19 protein-coding genes are annotated in these 16,923 nt (G+C 61.0%); 6 read left to right on the forward strand and 13 right to left on the reverse strand.

The genetic code is table 11. The features are described 5' to 3' along the window. Positions 1 to 295: 295 nt before the first annotated feature. The 11 genes from ABH912_RS04135 to ABH912_RS04185 form a co-directional block, all read right to left on the reverse strand. Entirely contained in the window at positions 296 to 1,789 is a 1,494-nt protein-coding gene (locus tag ABH912_RS04135; RefSeq protein WP_429509698.1) for a cytochrome D1 domain-containing protein, read from the reverse strand. Beyond that, positions 1,786 to 2,625, reverse strand: coding sequence for a uroporphyrinogen-III C-methyltransferase (cobA, locus tag ABH912_RS04140; RefSeq protein WP_033062177.1), 840 nt, complete (start codon positions 2,623 to 2,625; stop codon positions 1,786 to 1,788). The genes ABH912_RS04135 and cobA overlap by 4 nt, the downstream gene beginning before the upstream one ends. A 70-nt stretch (positions 2,626 to 2,695) precedes the next feature. Further along, positions 2,696 to 3,874 (reverse strand): heme d1 biosynthesis radical SAM protein NirJ, encoded by a 1,179-nt coding sequence (nirJ, locus tag ABH912_RS04145; protein ID WP_429509699.1) that lies wholly within the window; start codon positions 3,872 to 3,874, stop codon positions 2,696 to 2,698. 192 nt (positions 3,875 to 4,066) lie between these two features. Next, entirely contained in the window at positions 4,067 to 4,582 is a 516-nt protein-coding gene (locus tag ABH912_RS04150; RefSeq protein ID WP_429509700.1) for a nitrite reductase, read from the reverse strand. Further along, entirely contained in the window at positions 4,557 to 5,000 is a 444-nt protein-coding gene (locus tag ABH912_RS04155) for an Lrp/AsnC family transcriptional regulator (protein WP_033062181.1), read from the reverse strand. Before ABH912_RS04155 ends, ABH912_RS04150 begins: the two co-directional genes overlap by 26 nt. Then, positions 4,993 to 5,508, reverse strand: a complete 516-nt coding sequence (locus ABH912_RS04160) for an Lrp/AsnC family transcriptional regulator (protein ID WP_033062182.1) — start codon at positions 5,506 to 5,508, stop codon at positions 4,993 to 4,995. The genes ABH912_RS04155 and ABH912_RS04160 overlap by 8 nt, the downstream gene beginning before the upstream one ends. Further along, positions 5,505 to 5,963, reverse strand: coding sequence for an Lrp/AsnC family transcriptional regulator (locus ABH912_RS04165; RefSeq protein ID WP_429509701.1), 459 nt, complete (start codon positions 5,961 to 5,963; stop codon positions 5,505 to 5,507). Before ABH912_RS04165 ends, ABH912_RS04160 begins: the two co-directional genes overlap by 4 nt. Before the next feature lies 1 nt (position 5,964). After that, positions 5,965 to 7,143 carry a cytochrome D1 domain-containing protein gene (locus tag ABH912_RS04170; protein ID WP_429509702.1) on the reverse strand — a complete coding sequence of 393 codons (1,179 nt, stop codon included), beginning with the start codon at positions 7,141 to 7,143 and terminating at the stop codon, positions 5,965 to 5,967. Further along, positions 7,140 to 7,463, reverse strand: coding sequence for a c-type cytochrome (locus ABH912_RS04175; protein ID WP_429509703.1), 324 nt, complete (start codon positions 7,461 to 7,463; stop codon positions 7,140 to 7,142). Before ABH912_RS04175 ends, ABH912_RS04170 begins: the two co-directional genes overlap by 4 nt. Positions 7,464 to 7,482: 19 nt before the next feature. Beyond that, positions 7,483 to 7,797, reverse strand: coding sequence for a c-type cytochrome (locus ABH912_RS04180; protein WP_033062188.1), 315 nt, complete (start codon positions 7,795 to 7,797; stop codon positions 7,483 to 7,485). Positions 7,798 to 7,821: 24 nt separating this feature from the next. After that, positions 7,822 to 9,510, reverse strand: a complete 1,689-nt coding sequence (locus tag ABH912_RS04185; protein ID WP_429509704.1) for a cytochrome D1 domain-containing protein — start codon at positions 9,508 to 9,510, stop codon at positions 7,822 to 7,824. Positions 9,511 to 9,709: 199 nt separating this feature from the next. Here ABH912_RS04185 and ABH912_RS04190 point away from each other — a divergent pair, with 199 nt between their 5' ends. The 6 genes from ABH912_RS04190 (at position 9,710) to ABH912_RS04215 (ending at position 15,305) form a co-directional block, all read left to right on the forward strand. Further along, positions 9,710 to 10,513: a CbbQ/NirQ/NorQ/GpvN family protein gene (locus ABH912_RS04190; RefSeq protein ID WP_046052673.1), complete on the forward strand. Its 804-nt coding sequence runs from the start codon at positions 9,710 to 9,712 to the stop codon at positions 10,511 to 10,513. Further along, positions 10,497 to 11,084 (forward strand): cytochrome c oxidase subunit 3 family protein, encoded by a 588-nt coding sequence (locus ABH912_RS04195; protein ID WP_429509705.1) that lies wholly within the window; start codon positions 10,497 to 10,499, stop codon positions 11,082 to 11,084. The genes ABH912_RS04190 and ABH912_RS04195 overlap by 17 nt, the downstream gene beginning before the upstream one ends. A gap of 10 nt (positions 11,085 to 11,094) precedes the next feature. Then, positions 11,095 to 11,352, forward strand: coding sequence for a cytochrome C oxidase subunit IV family protein (locus ABH912_RS04200; protein WP_429509706.1), 258 nt, complete (start codon positions 11,095 to 11,097; stop codon positions 11,350 to 11,352). Between the two features lie 159 nt (positions 11,353 to 11,511). Then, a complete protein-coding gene (locus tag ABH912_RS04205; RefSeq protein ID WP_033062194.1) occupies positions 11,512 to 11,952 on the forward strand; it encodes a c-type cytochrome in 441 nt (146 codons plus the stop codon). Between the two features lie 3 nt (positions 11,953 to 11,955). Continuing rightward, complete coding sequence (locus ABH912_RS04210) at positions 11,956 to 13,386, forward strand: cbb3-type cytochrome c oxidase subunit I (protein ID WP_033062195.1); 1,431 nt, start codon at positions 11,956 to 11,958, stop codon at positions 13,384 to 13,386. 77 nt (positions 13,387 to 13,463) lie between these two features. Next, a complete protein-coding gene (locus ABH912_RS04215) occupies positions 13,464 to 15,305 on the forward strand; it encodes a nitric oxide reductase activation protein NorD (RefSeq protein ID WP_429509707.1) in 1,842 nt (613 codons plus the stop codon). Between the two features lie 178 nt (positions 15,306 to 15,483). Here the strand turns inward: ABH912_RS04215 and ABH912_RS04220 are convergent, their stop codons facing one another. After that, the gene (locus ABH912_RS04220) at positions 15,484 to 15,672 is read right to left on the reverse strand and encodes a protein DnrP (RefSeq protein ID WP_429513043.1); all 189 of its coding nucleotides are present in this window, start codon (positions 15,670 to 15,672) and stop codon (positions 15,484 to 15,486) included. Positions 15,673 to 15,677: 5 nt separating this feature from the next. Beyond that, positions 15,678 to 16,361 (reverse strand): Crp/Fnr family transcriptional regulator, encoded by a 684-nt coding sequence (locus tag ABH912_RS04225; protein ID WP_033059051.1) that lies wholly within the window; start codon positions 16,359 to 16,361, stop codon positions 15,678 to 15,680. Positions 16,362 to 16,923: the final 562 nt, after the last annotated feature.

Genomic DNA, 16,923 nt, shown 5'->3' on the forward strand with positions numbered 1-16,923 from the left:
GGTGCCCACTGCGCAGAACCTGCGCTCGGCCTTCCGACGGGGCAGATCAAGATCACAAGCCAAAGCCAAAGCCAAAGCAAAGCAACAGGTCCCGCCGGGAACGATCATCACACCTTGAGCTGAAGCCACTACGCAGTCTGTAGCAGCTGCCGAAGGCTGCGTTCGGCTGCGCAGCAGTCGTGAATCCTGCCTCCTCGGTAAACCTGACACACTGCAGCGTCTGATTTTGCGTCTGCTTCGCAGCCGAACGCAGCCTTCGGCAGCTGCTACAGGGATGTGCGTCAGGGCAGGAGACTTAGTGCGAAGTCCCCTCGGCAAACTCAATCTTGTTCCCCACGTTGTACTTGCCCGAAGGCTTGTTCATCGGAATGCGTTTGATCTCCTTGAGGGTGTTGCTGTCGTAGACGATCAGCGCACCGTCGGTGTCCCAGATGCTCAGCAGCAAGTAGCGGCCATCCCGGGTGAACTCAACATGAGCGGCGGTTTTGCCGGGCATCGGACGCAAGGTGTGGGCAATCTCCAGCGTCTGTTTGTCGATCAGGTGGATCGCATCGTTGTCGGGGCCGAAGAACACGTCGCTCCAGGCATACCGCGAATTGACGTGACTGCGCATGAAGAAACCCGGTCCCAGGGTCGGGATTTCCTTGATCAGTTTCCAGGTCTTGAAGTCGATGACCGAGATCAGCCCCTTGCTGATGTTCGGCGTAGCGAACACCCACTCGCCGTTGCGTTTCCAGTAGGTCCCCGAGCCCAAATGCGGCATGCCCGGCAGCGGTATGTCGGTGATTACCTTGCCGCTGTCGAGGTCGATCACCTGACCGCCCTGGGCTTTGCGCGACGTGGCCAGCAGCTGTTTGTAGTCCGGTGAAAAAGAGAAGTCGTCGAGAACATCCCCGGCAGGAATCCGCCGTGGTTCGAAATCCGGTGTGCCGGCCCAGGACAGTTCCCAGACTTCCTTCACGTCCTTGAGCGCCACGATGAAGCTGTTGCGCGGCGGGGCGGAGTAGACCGCGCTGACCCGTGACGCGGTGCCGTCCTGCCCGATCGTGGGAATGGTTTTGACCAGTGACAGATCGCGGGCATCGAGCACCACCACATTGCCGGGCAAATAGTTGCCCACCAGCACCCAGCGTCCATCCTTGCTCACCGCCAGGTTACGGGTGTTGAGACCGGCGCGGACCTCGGCGATCAATTTCAGGTTGTGCAAGTCATACAGGCTGATCCAGCCGTCACGGGAGGCGAAGTAGACGAAGCGCCCATCGGGTGAGAACTTCGGCCCGCCATGCACGGCGAAGTGCGAAGCAAACCGCGCCAGCACTTCAAAGCGGTCACCGTCGAGGATGTCGATGTGATGGTCGCCGGCTTCCACCACCACGAACAGGTTCAGCGGGTCGGCGCCATGCTGGGGCGTGGTGGGCAGCTTGCTGAGGTCTGCGAGCATCGAGTGACTGCCGAGAATGTCGTCATTGCTCCAGGTGGGCGGGGTGGCGGGCGGTTGCTGAAGGTAGTCCACCAGCGCGTCGATCTGCGCGGGGCTGAACACGTTGGCATAGCCGGCCATCTGGCTCGCGGGCCGGCCGTTCTGAATCACGCTGCGGATTTCATCGGGTTTGATCCGGCTGAGACTCTCCGGCAACAACGCCGGGCCCGCACCGCCGAACCGATTGGCGCCATGGCAACGTTGGCAATGCTGCTGATAGTTTTGCGCGGCGTGTTCAAGTGCCGGAACCGCTGCGCCGGCCTGGGCCGCACTGATCCATAACAGGTGGGCAAGGACGATGCGCCTCATATCGCCACCTTGGCGTGGCGTTGCAGTGCTTGCGCCGGGTAAAGCCGTGCCGGGTATTCCAGCTGTTCTGCAGCGAACAGATCGACCACCGTGCCGATCACCGTCAGTGTCGGAATGCCCGGTGGACAATCCAGCGCCAGGGTCGGCAATTGGTGCAGCTTGCCGCGGGCGACGTGCTGGTCGGGACGCGTGCCGTTGCTGATCAGCGCCGCCGGCGTATCGGCTGACAGCCCGGCTTCGATCAAGCGCTGAGCGATGATCCCCAGGTTCGACAAACCCATGTAAAACACCAAGGTCTGGCTACTGTCGGCAAGGCTGCTCCAGGGCAGCGACAACTCGCCATCCCGTTGCAAATGGCCAGTGATAAACCGGCAGGAGTTGACCAGGTCGCGGTGGGTCAACGGTATGCCCGCGTAGGCGCTGCAGCCGGATGCGGCGGTGATGCCTGGTACTACCTGGCAATCAACACCGCGTTGCAGCAGGTACTCCAGCTCCTCGGCGCCGCGACCAAAAATGAACGGGTCGCCGCCCTTGAGCCGGACCACGCGCTGCCCTTGATCGGCAAGGTCGGCCAGCAGTTCGTTGATCTGTTCCTGGGGCAAGCTGTGGCAGCCGCTGGCTTTGCCGACGTAATGGCGGGCGCAGGTGAGGGGGATCAAGGTCAGCAGTTCGGGGCTGATCAGCCGGTCGTACACCACGGCGTCGGCCTGCATCAGCAGGCTCCAGGCGCGCAGGGTCAGCAGGCGTGGATCGCCGGGGCCAGCGCCGACCAGGGCAACTTCGCCCGGTCGGAACGGGGACTCAAGTGTGGCCGGTATAGCAATCGATGGAGGCATGGGACGTCCTTGGTGCTTCATCAGGTTGACCGGCCCCAGCCTTTGTCAGGTGGTTGGCCGTGCGGGCTATTCAGTGGGTGATGCAAGGGATGGTCGTTGACGGCGCGACACCGATTTCGTCATCGCTGAGGTGGCAGCCGGGGTCCTGGCCCCACAAATCACCTTCGGCCCAGGCTCGGGTGCGGGTGTTGCCGTTGCAGATGGGCAACCAGCGGCATTGCGCGCAACGGCCACCGACGGCGCGGGGATGTTCACGCAGGCGCAACAACAAGGCATCCGGCTGATCCAGCCACAACGTGCGGAACGGCGTGCGCCGGACATTGCCCACCGAGTGCTGCCACCAGTAGGTGTCCGGGTGCACTTCGCCGGTGTTGTCGATGTTGGCAATGCCGCTGCCCGACGCGTTGCCACCCCAGGCGCGGAGCATGTTTTCCAGGCGTGGGTAATGCTCGGGCAGACGAAGGCCTGCCCATTGCAGCAAGAGAATGGCGTCGGCATCGTTGTTGCCGCTGACAAAATCGCTATCGCGGCCCTGTTGGATGTCTGCCCAGGCGCGCTCAAAGATCAACGTCATGGCCTCCCGGCTCATCTGCTGGTGCGCATCGAGTTTGCGACTGCGTTTGCCGCGACCGCTGTAGTTGAGGTGAGACAGGTAAAACTTTTGCACGTCGTACTCGCGCATCAGCGCCAGCAGTTGGGGCAGTTGCTGATGGTTCTCCTGAGTCAGGGTGGTGCGCAGCCCGACGCGAATGCCCTGTTCGCGACAGAGCCGGATCGCCTGCATGGAACGGCCGAAGCTGCCCTTGAGTTGGCGGAAGGCGTCATGGGTGGCTTCCAGGCCATCGATGCTGATCCCGACGTAGTCGAAGTTCGCTGCGCTGATCTGCGCGATGTTCTGCTCATCGATCAGCGTGCCGTTGGTGGACAAGGCCACAAAGAAACCCTTGGTCCGGGCGTAGGCGCTGAGCACAAACAAGTCCTCGCGCAACAGCGGTTCGCCACCGGAGAGAATCAACACCTTGACCCCGGCATCGTGCAGATCGTCGATCACGGTCAGCGCCGCGGCCGTATCCAGTTCGTCGCGAAAGACACTGTCGGCGGAGGTGGCGTAGCAGTGTTTGCAGGTCAGGTTGCAGCGCCTGAGCAGGTTCCAGATCACCACCGGCGCTCGATTGCTGCCCGGAGGACTGGTTCTGGGCGCAGGCGCCTGGCCGGCCAGCGCACGCAGGTATTGGCTGATCCTCAACATGTAAATCTCCTTCAGTCAGAGCGTGTTCAGCTGGACGCAAGCCTGACACCCGTAGCAGCTGTCGAGCCTGCGAGGCTGCGTTCGGCGACGCAGTCGTCGTGAAATCAGGCACTGCGGTGTCCCAGGAATACCGCGTTCGCAGGGTTTACGACGACTGCGTCGCCGAACGCAGCCTCGCAGGCTCGACAGCTGCTACAAGGGGTGCGTTGAACTGGTTGGCATTAAACGCAATCCGGTTTTTTTCAGGATGCGGCTGCTCACCAGCATTTCGTCGGCCCCACAGGCGTCGCCCAGCAAGTAGCGCAGGTGCTCGCGGTAGCTGTTGATTTCATCGCTGCTGCGGCCATGCACCATGGCGAACAGGTTGTAGCGCCAGTCGTTTCGGCGCGGGCGGCGATAGCAGTGGCTGACGAAGGCTTGCGCGCCGATCAGTGCGCCGAGACGCGGCATGTCGGTGTCGCGCACATCCCAGACCGTCATGCCGTTGTGGCGATAGCCCAGTCGGTAGTGATTGGGCACGGCGGCGATCCGCCGAATCGCGCCCTCGGCTTGCAAGCGCTTGAGCAGATCGAGGGTGGCTTCGATGTTCAGCCCCAGCTGTTCGGCGAGCCACGCCCACGGGTCGTCCAGCAAAGGCAGACCGGCCTGGGTCAACACGATCAGGCGCTGGATAAGGGTGTCTTCAGGCCGGGAAATACAGACCGACATGGTAGGTCTCCTCTTTGGGCAGGTTGAGCAGCGGCAGGCCGGTCAGGGTTTCGATGCGGTGCAGGGCTTCGCTCAGGTCATGCTCAGTTGCGCAGGCGAGTACGAACCACATGTTCCAGGCGTGCTCGCGTCGATAGTTGTGCGCCACTTCAGGCATGCCTTGCAGTTGCTCGGCGACCTCTTCAAAACGGTCTTCCGGGACAGCCAGCGCGGCGAGGGTGAAGGCGCCGCCCAGGCGTTCGATGTCAAACATCGGGCCGAAGCGCGTGAGCATTCCGTCATCGAGCAGGGTATGCAGTCGGCCGAGTAGTTCAGTGCTACTGGTCTCCAGTTCGGCCGCCAATACCCGCCAAGGGTGACGCACCAGCGGCATGCCCAGTTGCAAGCGGTTGATCAGGCGACGGTCGAGGTCATCCATGGGTCGGTGCTCCTGTGCGCGAGGGCGCAAAGCGTCCGCCGCACTGCTTGAAGACCTGGGTGCTGAACAGCAATTGATGGGGCAGGTCGCTCAGCAGATGTTCTTCCAGCAACGCCTGGATCTGCGCCTCCACCTGTTCACGTTGACGCCCGTGCACCATGCAAAACAGGTTGTACCGCCACTGCGGCAATCGCCGGGGTCGTTGATAGCAGAGGTTAATGCCGGGCGCTCGCCCCAGGCGCTGGCCGACTTCGTCGATCAGCGCATCGGGAATATCCAGCACCAGCATGGCGTTGGCGGTAAAACCCAGCGCGCGATGGTGCAGCACCAGGCCGATACGGCGGAACAGCCCTTGCTCGCTCCACTGGCGCATTTGCTCGAGCACCTGGTTTTCGTCGGTGTTTATCCGTTCGGCGAGTTCCTGATAGGGACGTGCTACCAGCGGCAATCCGCCTTCGAGGTGCCGGCGCAGCGCCAGCGCTTGTTGGGGGCTCAATCCAGATGTCATGAGTTGTCTCCCAGGGCAAAACCGAGGTCGATGCGGTAGGCGGTCAACATCGGCAGGTCCAGCGGCATGAGGCCGGTGTCGTTCTCCAGTTCCTTGAGCACACGATCGATGTGTTGGCGATCAGGAGCGGTCAGCACAAACCACAGGTTGTAGAAATGCTCCCGTGCGTAATTGTGATTGACCTCGGGGTACTGACTGACGCGATCGGCCACCTGTTGCAGGCGTTCAGCGGGCACGGCGAGGGCGGCGAGGGTGCTGGCCCCGGCGCGGCTGTGCTCGAACACCGGACCGATGCGCGAGAGGGTGCCGGCCTGATCCATTTCTTCCAGGCAGGCCATTACTTGCGATTCGCGGCACCCGAGAATCCGCGCCATCTCCTTGTACGGTGACGGGCACAGCGGCATGCCGTGCTGGAAGCGGTCGATGAGTTGGCGGCTGAGCAGCTCAAGGTTCATTTCAATACCCCATTTTCTGCGCGCGACTGCTGAAGAAGATGCCGCTCGGCGCACTGGCGGGCAGGGTGCTCAGCAGCTTCAGGCGGTACGGATCCCAGACTTGCACCTGATCGCCGTCGCGTAACGACAGCCACAACTGATCGCCGCGTGCGGTGAACTCCATGTGCAGCACCGCCGGCCCCGGCTTCAGATCGGCGACCACGGCATGGGTTTCGGTGTCGATGACCTGAACCCGATCATTGTCCGGGTAGGCGAAATTGACCCATAGCTGCCGACCGTCCGGACGCGAGGTAACGAACACCGGTTGACCGGCCACCGGGATCACAGCGGTCTGCTGCCAAGTGCGCGAGTCCATCACCAGCACTTGATGACGGCCGACAGCGGGCACGAAGGCCTGGTTGTCGGCGACGGCCCAGCCTTCCAGGTGCGGCATCTTGTACACCGGGAGTTTCGCCTGACCGCGTCCGTAATCGCCGAGTACCCGCTGCACACCACGCTCCGGATGCCAGAGGTCGAGTTGCGCCATGCCGTCTTCACCAAACAGGCCGGCCATGTAATAGCGCCCATCGGGCGTTATCAGGGCGTCGTAGGGTTGCTCACCGATGCCGGTGAAACGGTTGATCTGCGGTGTGCTGCCCTGACTGAAATCGGCGGTCCAGATCTCGCCGGTATCGAACAGACTGAAGACAAAACGTTGCCCCGGCGCGTCAACCAGACCGACCACCCGGGAGCGCTTGCTGCCATCGGCCAGGGATGTGGCCGGAATATCGGCCACCTGTTGCAGGGTGTCGGCATCGAACACCTTGACTCCGCCGGGCACGTAGTTGGAAACCGCGATCAACTTGCCGTCCTGACTGATGGCGCCGCCAATGCTGTTGCCGCCCTGGATGACGCGATGATCGATACGCCTGGTCAGCAAATCGATTTTGCTCAACCCGCCGTCGCGCCCGAACACATAGGCGTAGCGCTGATCCCGCGAGAACACCACCGAGGCATGGGACAGGTCGCCGAAACCCTCGAGTCGGGCCAGCGCGGTGTGGGTGTCGCTTTCGATGATTTGTACGCTACCGGTGGCGCGCTCCACGACCACGCCCAAGTCGCCGGTGCCACGCAACGGTGGTTGAACGCAAGCGGACAACAACAGCCCGGTCGCCGCTGACAGCAAGATTGAACGGATCATGGTGCGGGATATCCCTGGAGAAGAAGATCGACCAGCCAATGGATGTCGTCGGGGCTGAGCAACGGGGCCCAACCGGGCATCGCGGTGCCGGGCCGGCCTTGGGTGACGGTGGCAATCAGGCTGTCCCGTGACTTGCCGGCCAGCGCTGCGCGCGTCAGTTCCGGGCCCAGCCCGCCGGTCAGGTGCAGCCCATGGCAGGCGCCGCAGTCCTGGGTCAGCAGGTGTTCGAGTTGCACCTGACGCGGGGCGTCCGGCGCCGCAACCGCAGTTGCGCAAATGAGGAGGAGGGCCGCCAGAATCACAGCGTGTCGATAAACCATCGTGGCGCCCTCCAGGCGGTTATTTGAGTGTCAGTACCCAGGTCGCGAGAATTTTCGCTTCTTCTTCAGTCACCGGGTTGGCCGGCATTGGCATCGGGCCCCAATTGCCTTGTGTGCCGTTTTTGATGTGGCCGGCCAGGGTGTCCACGGCCCCAGGTACGCCAGCGTTCTTGGCCGCTACATCTTTGAGCGCCGGGCCGACAATCTTGGTGTCGACGGAGTGACAGGCTGCGCAGGGTTTGCTCTTGAACAGCTCCAGCGCGTCTTGGGCCATGGCCGGCTGCACACTCAGCGCAGCGGTCAGGGCGAACAGTGAGAACAGAGTATTTTTCATGGTGTTTCCTTGCATTGATGGAGCTCAATAGATGTCGTGTTGGGTGTTGTAGACATTGAACTTCCCGGTGGGTGTGATCAGTCGTTTGTCCTTGATGACTGACTTGAGCTTCAGTGTTTTGTCGTCGATCACCACCAGCGCCGACTCGTCTGCCTGGCCGCTCCACACGGAGAACCAGACTTCATCGCCGGCCTTGTTGAATTCCGGTTGCACGACGCGCATGGCGCCTTGCTTGATGCCGGCGTACTCAGCAATGGGCAGCACGGTGTAGCCGGCGTCGAGCTTGTCGATGTCGAACACCGCCACCGACTGGCTGAGCTTGGCGTCCGGGTTGAGGGTGGTGTCGACGTACAGGTGATGAGACTTGGGATGGGTTTTGATAAACAGCGAACCGCCGCCCTGGCCCTTGAGCGAGCCGACCTGCTTCCAGGCGTATTGCGGGTGTTTGGTCGGGTCGGTGCCGATCAGCGAGATGCCGTCATCACCCAGGTGGCTGGTGGCCCAGACCGGGCCGTAGATCGGGTGATTGAAGTTGGCGCCGCGACCTGGGTGTGGGGTTTTGCCGACGTCCACCAGCGCGGTCAACTTGCGCTCCTTGGAGTCGATCACGGCGACTTTGTTGGAGTTGTTGGCGGCGGTCATGAAGTAGCGGTGCGTGCTGTCCCAACCGCCGTCATGCAGGAAGGGCGCGGCATCGATGTAAGTGACGGTGAGGTTTTTGATGTCCTGGTAATTGACCAGCATGACCTTACCGGTTTCCTTGACGTTAACGATGAACTCCGGCCATTCGTGGGAGGCGATGATCGCCGCGACCCGTGGTTCCGGGTGATATTCCTGCTTGTCGACGGTCATGCCGCGGGTCGAAACGATCTGCTTCGGCTCCAGGGTTTCGCCATCCATGATGGTGAATTGTGGCGGCCAATAAGAACCGGCGATGGTGTATTTGTCTTCGTAGCCCTTGAACTTGGAGGTCTCGACCGAGCGCGCCTCGATGCCCACTTTGACTTCGGCGACCTTGGTCGGCTCCACCGGCCACAGGTCGATCATGTCGATCCGCGCGTCTCGACCGATCACCAGCAGGTAGCGGCCCGAAGCCGAGATCCGCGAGATGTGCACGGCATAACCGGTCTCGATCAGCTTGACGATCTTCTTGCTGTCACCGTCGATCAGGGCAATCTTGCCGTCATCGCGCAACGTCACCGAAAACAGGTTCGGCAGGTTGAGTTTGCTCAGTTGCTTCTTCGGACGGTCCTCGGGTTTGACCAGTACTTTCCAGGTTTTCAGCGTCTCGGCCATGCCCCATTCCGGTGGCGTCGGCGGCGTGTGCTGAATGAACTTGGCCATTGACGTGATCTGATCCTTGGTCAGCGCATTGGAGGTCCCCCAGTTCGGCATGCCCGCTGGTGAGCCGTAGGTAATCAAGGCCTCCAGATACGGTTGTCCGCGGCTCTGGGTGATGTCCTGTGTCAACGGTTTGCCGGTCGCGCCTTTGCGCAGAACACCGTGGCAGCCTGCGCAGCGCTGGAAGTAGATTTCCTTGGATGAGTCGAACTCGTCCTGGCTCATGTCGGGAGCGCCGACGGTTTTCACCATGGGCGGGATGGCCGCGGCGGCGGGCTCTTCAGCGCTGGCGGCATGACTCACCGCCAGGGCCAGTGACGAACACAATGTGGCGAGGGTCAGGGCAAACGTTTTTCTGTTGCTGATCAGCATTCCATTTCTCCTCAGGCAAGACCTTTGCGATGTGCTGAAACGGCAGCGCAGAACGCAGGTTCTTAGTGCCGTGCAAGGCTATGCCCGAGCAGGCCAATGTTCGCTTGACGACGATCAAGTTTGCCGGCCATCTCACTTGCCAGGTTGTCGCAGGGGCCCGTAGCGTGTTCCTTGAATCCGCTTTTGGAACAGGCACCCCATGGACCGTACCCAGTCTTGCGAACACCCGATCGAACCCTTCTACCAACCGCTGAATAATGAGGAAGCGCTGTTCGAACAAGCCTGGCGACACGGCATGCCGGTACTGATCAAAGGCCCGACGGGGTGCGGCAAGACCCGTTTCGTCCAGCACATGGCCCATCGGCTGAAACTGCCGCTGTACACCGTGGCTTGCCATGACGACCTGAGCGCGGCCGACCTGATCGGCCGTCACCTGATCGGTGCCCAGGGCACCTGGTGGCAGGACGGACCGCTGACCCGCGCGGTGCGTGAAGGCGGCATCTGTTACCTCGACGAAGTGGTCGAGGCGCGCCAGGACACCGTGGTGGTGTTGCATCCACTGGCTGATGATCGTCGGGAGTTGTTCCTGGAACGCACCGGCGAAGTGCTGAAGGCGCCGCCGTCCTTCATGCTGGTGGTGTCCTACAACCCCGGTTACCAGAACCTGCTCAAAGGCATGAAACCCAGCACCCGCCAACGCTTTGTGGCGATGCGCTTCGGCTATCCGCCGGTGGCCGATGAGGAGCGCATCGTTGCCCGGGAGGCTCAGGTGGACAGCGCGCTGGCGGCGCAAGTGGTGCGGCTGGGACAGGCGCTGCGCCGGCTCGATCAACATGATCTGGAGGAGGTCGCCTCAACGCGACTGCTGATTTTTACCGCGCGGATGATCGGCTCCGGCATGAGCCCGCGTGAGGCCTGCATGGCCTGCCTGGCCGAACCGCTGAGCGACGATCCGCTGACCGTTGCCGCGCTGATGGACGTGGTTGATGTCCACTTCGGCTGAGTCAACGGGCGTCACGCGTCGTCACTTGCCGGGCGATCTGGCGATGTGGTTTTTCATTCTGGCCGAGCTGTCGGTGTTCGCCATCCTGATCCTGACGTTCGCCGTGACCCAGGCGCTCAAGCCGCAGATGTTCAGCGAAAGCCGTCAATTGCTGAACACCTCAACCGGGTTGGCGATGACCCTGAGCCTGCTCACCGCGGGGCTGTTCGCCGCGCTGGCGCAGGAGCAAGTCCGGCGCTCACGGTCCCGTCATGGTGCCGTCTTCCTGCTGATGGCGTTGCTCGCCGCCAGTGTCTACGTAGTGCTGAAACTCACGGAATACCGGCACTTGCTGGCCTCGGGGCTGGGCATGGAGCACAACACGTTTTTCACGTTGTACTGGATTCTCACCGGTTTTCATTTTCTCCACGTAGTGCTCGGCATGGTCATTCTCGGATGGCTGGCCGAGCGCTGTCGCCGTGGCCTGTATGACGCCAATACGTGCAGCGGGTTTGAGTCCGGCGTGTTGTATTGGCACATGGTCGATCTGATCTGGGTCATGCTGTTTCCGCTGGTCTACGTGCTGAGTTGACGAGGTTCTTATGACTATTCCCAGGGTTTTGCTCGTCTGTTGGGCAGCGCTTGCGACGCTAAGCGTCTGCACCGTGGTGCTGGCCCACGTTGGCGCGACATCGCTGCTGTCGATTGCCATCTTGCTGGTGGCGGTCGGCAAGGCGTGGCTGATCACCGATGGCTTCATGGAGATGCGCCACGCACCGCGACTGTGGCGCCGCTTGATGTTGAGTTGGGCGCTGGTGGTGGCGACCGTTGTGGGGCTGACGCTGATTTTGTTCCGTTAACCGATCCCTGTAGCAGCAGGCTTCGCCAGCTGCTACACGGACCGAGTTTGGCTTACGTGGAATACCCGACCCAAACCATCTGCCTTTCTTGATCGCCATCAAGCAGGTTTTGACCCTTCGCTTCCTATGATGGACGGGCCTAGCAAAGAGGAAGCGACCATGTCAGACACCTTCACCAAAGGCATGGCCAGGAACATCTACTTCGGGGGAAGCATCTTCTTCTTCCTGATATTCCTGGCTTTGACCTATCACACGGAACAGACCTTTCCAGAGCGCAGCAATGAAGCGCAGCTAACCGAATCAGTGGTGCGCGGCAAGTTGGTCTGGGAGCAAAACAATTGCATCGGCTGCCACACGCTGTTGGGCGAGGGCGCCTACTTCGCGCCTGAGCTGGGCAACGTGTTCCAGCGACGCGGCGGAGAGGCGGGCTTCAAACCCTTCCTGCATGCCTGGATGAAAATGCAGCCACTGGGCGTACCGGGTCGGCGCGCGATGCCTCAGTTCAAGTTGAGTGACCAGGAGGTGGATGACATCGCCGAGTTCCTCAAATGGAGCTCGAAAATCAACACCAATGGCTGGCCGCCAAACAAGGAGGGCTAAGAGATGAGCATTGCAAATCCGCATCTGAAATTCGCCTCGCAATCTGTGGCCAAACCGTACTTCGTGTTTGCTCTGATCCTGTTTCTCGGTCAGATAGTGTTCGGTTTGATCATGGGCCTGCAATACGTGATCGGAGACTTTCTGTTCCCGATCATCCCCTTCAACGTGGCGCGGATGGTGCACACCAACCTGCTGATCGTCTGGATATTGTTCGGCTTCATGGGGGCTGCCTACTACCTGATTCCGGAAGAGGCCGACCGCGAACTGCACAGTCCGAAGCTGGCGATCATCCTGTTCTGGGTATTCGCCGCCGCTGGCGTGCTGACGATCCTCGGTTACCTGCTGGTGCCTTATGCCGGCCTGGCCAGGCTGACCCACAACGAGCTGCTGCCGACCATGGGTCGGGAGTTCCTGGAGCAGCCGACCATCTCCAAGATGGGCATTGTGGTGGTCTGCCTGGGCTTTCTCTACAACATCGGCATGACCTTGCTCAAAGGGCGCAAGACCACCGTCAGTATGGTCATGATGACCGGGCTGATCGGGCTTGCGGTGTTCTTCCTGTTCTCCTTCTACAACCCCGGCAACCTCGCCCGCGACAAGTTCTACTGGTGGTGGGTGGTGCATCTTTGGGTTGAGGGCGTGTGGGAACTGATCATGGGTTCGATGCTGGCCTTCGTCCTGATCAAGATCACCGGTGTGGACCGGGAGGTCGTGGAGAAATGGCTCTACGTGATCATCGCCATGGCGCTGATAACGGGGATCATCGGTACCGGTCACCACTTCTTCTGGATTGGTGCTCCTGAGGTCTGGTTGTGGGTGGGTTCAATCTTCTCGGCACTCGAGCCGCTACCCTTCCTGGCGATGGTGATATTCGCCTTCAGCATGGTCAAGAACCGTCGGCGGGACCACCCGAACCGCGCGGCCACGCTGTGGGCCAAGGGCACCACGGTCACCGCCTTCTTCGGCGCTGGCGTCTGGGGTTTCCTGCATACCCTGGCACCGGTCAACTTCTACACCCATGGTTCGCAGTTGACGGCGGCTCACGGTCACCTGGCCTTCTACGGTGCCTACGCGATGATCGTGATGACCTTGATCAGCTATGCCATGCCGAAACTGCGCGGGCTCGGCGAAGCAGCGGACGAGCGTTCGCAGCAACTCGAGATCTGGGGCTTCTGGTTGATGACCCTGTCGATGGTCATGATCACGCTGCTGCTCACCGCTGCCGGTGCCGTGCAGATCTACCTGCAACGCTGGCCGGTGGATGGCGTCGCGTTACCGTTCATGGCCACGGTCGAACATCTGCAAGTGCTGTTCTGGGCCCGTCTGGGCGCCGGTCTCGGTTTCTTCGCAGGGCTGCTCTGCTACCTGTCCAGCTTCAAGCGGCGGGTGCCAGTGGGGATGACTGCGACTGCCGCATCCGCTGTTCGTTCGTGAGTCAATAACAACCTGAAGGAGGACGGCCCGGCTGGTACAGCGGGCCGTTTCACATTGGTTTTCAGAGGAAAAAAACCATGGCCTTTACCGTCGAACTGGAAGAGTGGGTCGGCAGTGTCTGGCATCGCTTTATCACCCGGCGCGCCAGCCCGGACTTTCCCGAGGCCCGGGTCGAACTGATCCACCAGCAGCGACCGCTGGCGTTGTTGTTTCGCGCCATGGGCGGCGCCAATGGCGTCGGTGTCGAAGCCGCCAGCGACCGCGATCTGCTGTTGCGACGCAACGTGCTGCAGCAGATCGCCGGCACCTGCAAGCAAGTGCCCTTGGCGTGGTGTGACGAGACGAATCTTCGTCTGCCGTCGAGCCTCGCGGTGTTTCCTGAAGTCGCGCTGAACGAGGAACTCTATCGTTGGCTCGCGTTGCTGGCGGCTCAGGCCGGCCAGATGCGGCACTGGGGGCGGGACAATCAACGCTGGACGCAACAGCTGTTGCGGCGCTATCCCGCGTTGCGTAGCCGGTACAAACGTTTGGTCGATGCCCATCTGCAATTGCGCCCGGATCCGGCAACATTGAACCCCGGCGAAGCAGCACTGGAACGAGCGTTATGTCAGGCGTTGCGCGAGCCCGGCAGTGTTGAACATTTTCCCCGCAGCGAACGGGCCGCCTGGCCGCTGCCGCTGTGGTTGTACCCACCGCAAAACCTTGCGAGCCCGCAGGCGGCCGATCTCGGTGACGAGTCGGAAGAGTCGCTGACGACCCCACCCGGTGAGCAGAAAGGTGGAAGCAAACGCGCCAAGCGGATCGATGAAGGCACCCGCGACGGTGGGTTGTTAATCGTGCGCCTGGAGAACCTGTTCAGTTGGACCGAACACGTTGACCTGGATCGCTGGTCAGACGACAGCGAAAACCCTGACGCGGCCAGAGTCGCCGAAGACCTGGACGAGTTGAGTTTGTCGCGCACCCGTCTGCGCAAGGGCGGCGGCCTCAAGCTGCACCTGGATTTGCCGCCGGCCGATGTCGACGATATTCCCCTGGGCGAAGGCATCAAGTTGCCGGAGTGGGACTATCGCAAGCAGCAAATGCAGGACGCCTTCGTCAATCTGCAAATGATGGTGCCCCGCGACTGTGAGGCGCAGTCATTGCCGCCACGGCTGAAGGCCCCGGCGCACCGCCTGCGCCGCCAGTTCGAGCACCTGCGCAATGATCGCCAATGGTTACGCCAGCAACCTCAAGGGTCTGAACTGGACATGCAGGCCTGGCTGGATTTTCACGTCGAACGCGAGCATGGCCAGTGTGCGGAACGCGGTCTGTTCATGGAACAACGGCAGACGCGCCGCGACCTCGCGTGCCTGTTGCTGGCCGACGTGTCGATGTCCACCGACGCGCATTTAAACGATGAGCACCGGGTGATTGATGTGATACGCGACAGCCTGCTGCTGTTCGGCGAAACGCTGTCGGTGCTGGGTGATGATTTCGCCCTGTACGGGTTTTCCTCGCTACGTCGTCATCAAGTGCGGATGCAGGAACTCAAGTCCTTCACCCAGCGCTATGACGACAACACCCGCGGTCGCATTCAAGGGCTCAAACCGGGTTATTACACGCGCATGGGCGCCGCCATTCGCCACGCCACCCAACTGCTGGGCAAGAGCAAACGCCGCAGCAAACTGTTGCTGCTGCTGACGGATGGCAAACCGAATGATCTGGATCTGTATGAGGGCCGCTACGGTGTTGAAGACACCCGCGAGGCGGTGCTGGAGGCGCGGCGTCAAGGGTTGACGCCGTTCTGTATCACGATTGACCGCGAGGCCGGGGATTACCTGCCTTACATGTTCGGCGCCAATGGCTACACCTTGATCCGCCAGCCCGAGCAATTACCCCTGCGCTTGCCGCAGTTGTATCGGCAGCTGACTCAGCCGTGATCTCCTTGGCGAACTGCATCCCTGTAGCAGCTGGCGCAGCCTGCGTTCGACTGCGCAGCAGTCGTAAAACCATTCACCGCGGTGTTTCAGAAATACCGTGGGCTCAGGATTTACGACTGCTGCGCAGCCGGACGCAGCCTCGCAGGCTCGGCAGCTGCTACGGGGGGATGTGTGGGGATCAGATACTGCGTGGCAACCAGAAAAACATCGTCACGCAGAAGATCGTCAGGCCGATGCAGAACCACATGAATCGGCGCAGCCGGCGTTCCCCCGCCTGTGCGGCGAATTCCGGCAGGGGCATGCCGCATTGGCGGCACTCGGTTTCTTGCGCAGGGTTTACGTGTTGGCAATACAAACAGACGGGCATGGCGCTCACTCGAACTGTTCCAGGCGCAGACGATCGAGAATGGCGATCTGGCGGCCGTCCTGGGTGATGATTCTTTCGTCGATCAGGCGACGGATGATCCGCGAAAAGGTTTCCGGCTGGATCGACAGATGCCCGGCAATCAGTTGCTTGGCCATCGGCAGTTCGAATTGGCTGTCAACGGTTTGCTGGCGCACCAGTTGCGTCAGCAGATAACGCACGACCCGGTGGGTGGCGTTTTTCAGGGACAGGGTTTCGATTTCGTTGACCCGTTGATGCAGGCGAACGCAGAGTTTGCCCAGCAGCGCAAAGGTCAGTCGGCTATTGCTTTGCAGCAGGCGCATGTAGGTGTTGTTGGATAATCGGTAGAGCTGGGTGGGGCAGATCGCTTCGGCCGAGGCCACGTAGTTCGGGGTGTCCATCAGCATCATCGCCTCGGCGAAGGTTTGCCGATCGCTGATCACCTCAAACACTTTCTCCTGCCCATCGGGTGTCAGTCGGTAGATCTTCACCGCACCGGCAATGATGAAATAAAACGAGTCTGCCGGCTCACCCTGACGGAACAGCGGTTCGCCTTTGTCGATGCTCAGCAAGTGGCTGGTACTCATCAACTCATCCAGCTGTTCTTCGTTCAACGGCTCGAACAAGTGATGACTGCGCAGAATCTGGTGATGGACGCGATGAAGCACCATAAGAATTCATCCTGAGGATTGAGGAGGGGATGGCAATCAAGTCAAACGAGGCCCAGCGAGACACCGCTGGCCAACGCCAGAACCGAGGTCAACACGACAAACCAGGCCAGTGGCTGGATGACTTTTTTCATGACGACTCCTGGGGATCGAGAGGGATCAAGGTTTCTTTGATTGCTGAAAGCTTGAGCAAGACGCGGGCCATGCCTGGAGGCCCTTGTTTATTGGGGTTGTCGGAAAAGAGGGTAAAAAAGACCGCGATGTTTAGGGTCTAATTAACCATTAACGGGTCATTTCTACCCTGAGCCGATCACCCTTGTAGGAGCGAGCCTGCTCGCGATGATGGCGGTACATTCAGCATCCATGTCGGCTGACCCGCCGCTATCGCGAGCAGGCTCGCTCCTACAAGGGAAAACTCCCTCGCCACAGGAATACGAGAAAGCTGCAGGGCACGCCCCTTGCACACTTGATCTGCGACAAAGGCAATTGATCGCCAATACCCGATCATTGCCCCCGGACTTACTTCGACGCGTGCGGGTTAGCGTCAGGTCAGCAGCAAGGTAAA

The organism is Pseudomonas sp. BT76 TE3572, assembly GCF_050435365.1.
GTDB classification, from domain to species: domain Bacteria; phylum Pseudomonadota; class Gammaproteobacteria; order Pseudomonadales; family Pseudomonadaceae; genus Aquipseudomonas; species Aquipseudomonas fluorescens_W.

Excerpts from the sequence above, each read along its gene's own strand:
- ABH912_RS04195 (WP_429509705.1), top strand. The coding sequence starts at position 10,497 with ATGTCCACTTCGGCTGAGTCAACGGGCGTCACGCGTCGTCACTTGCCG.
- ABH912_RS04165 (WP_429509701.1), bottom strand. The coding sequence starts at position 5,963 with ATGAACCTTGAGCTGCTCAGCCGCCAACTCATCGACCGCTTCCAGCAC.
- ABH912_RS04160 (WP_033062182.1), bottom strand. The coding sequence starts at position 5,508 with ATGACATCTGGATTGAGCCCCCAACAAGCGCTGGCGCTGCGCCGGCAC.
- ABH912_RS04220 (WP_429513043.1), bottom strand. The coding sequence starts at position 15,672 with ATGCCCGTCTGTTTGTATTGCCAACACGTAAACCCTGCGCAAGAAACC.
- cobA (WP_033062177.1), bottom strand. The coding sequence starts at position 2,625 with ATGCCTCCATCGATTGCTATACCGGCCACACTTGAGTCCCCGTTCCGA.
- ABH912_RS04185 (WP_429509704.1), bottom strand. The coding sequence starts at position 9,510 with ATGCTGATCAGCAACAGAAAAACGTTTGCCCTGACCCTCGCCACATTG.
- ABH912_RS04215 (WP_429509707.1), top strand. The coding sequence starts at position 13,464 with ATGGCCTTTACCGTCGAACTGGAAGAGTGGGTCGGCAGTGTCTGGCAT.
- ABH912_RS04205 (WP_033062194.1), top strand. The coding sequence starts at position 11,512 with ATGTCAGACACCTTCACCAAAGGCATGGCCAGGAACATCTACTTCGGG.
- nirJ (WP_429509699.1), bottom strand. The coding sequence starts at position 3,874 with ATGTTGAGGATCAGCCAATACCTGCGTGCGCTGGCCGGCCAGGCGCCT.
- ABH912_RS04225 (WP_033059051.1), bottom strand. The coding sequence starts at position 16,361 with ATGGTGCTTCATCGCGTCCATCACCAGATTCTGCGCAGTCATCACTTG.
- ABH912_RS04200 (WP_429509706.1), top strand. The coding sequence starts at position 11,095 with ATGACTATTCCCAGGGTTTTGCTCGTCTGTTGGGCAGCGCTTGCGACG.
- ABH912_RS04190 (WP_046052673.1), top strand. The coding sequence starts at position 9,710 with ATGGACCGTACCCAGTCTTGCGAACACCCGATCGAACCCTTCTACCAA.
- ABH912_RS04155 (WP_033062181.1), bottom strand. The coding sequence starts at position 5,000 with ATGGATGACCTCGACCGTCGCCTGATCAACCGCTTGCAACTGGGCATG.
- ABH912_RS04180 (WP_033062188.1), bottom strand. The coding sequence starts at position 7,797 with ATGAAAAATACTCTGTTCTCACTGTTCGCCCTGACCGCTGCGCTGAGT.
- ABH912_RS04135 (WP_429509698.1), bottom strand. The coding sequence starts at position 1,789 with ATGAGGCGCATCGTCCTTGCCCACCTGTTATGGATCAGTGCGGCCCAG.
- ABH912_RS04175 (WP_429509703.1), bottom strand. The coding sequence starts at position 7,463 with ATGGTTTATCGACACGCTGTGATTCTGGCGGCCCTCCTCCTCATTTGC.
- ABH912_RS04150 (WP_429509700.1), bottom strand. The coding sequence starts at position 4,582 with ATGTCGGTCTGTATTTCCCGGCCTGAAGACACCCTTATCCAGCGCCTG.
- ABH912_RS04210 (WP_033062195.1), top strand. The coding sequence starts at position 11,956 with ATGAGCATTGCAAATCCGCATCTGAAATTCGCCTCGCAATCTGTGGCC.
- ABH912_RS04170 (WP_429509702.1), bottom strand. The coding sequence starts at position 7,143 with ATGATCCGTTCAATCTTGCTGTCAGCGGCGACCGGGCTGTTGTTGTCC.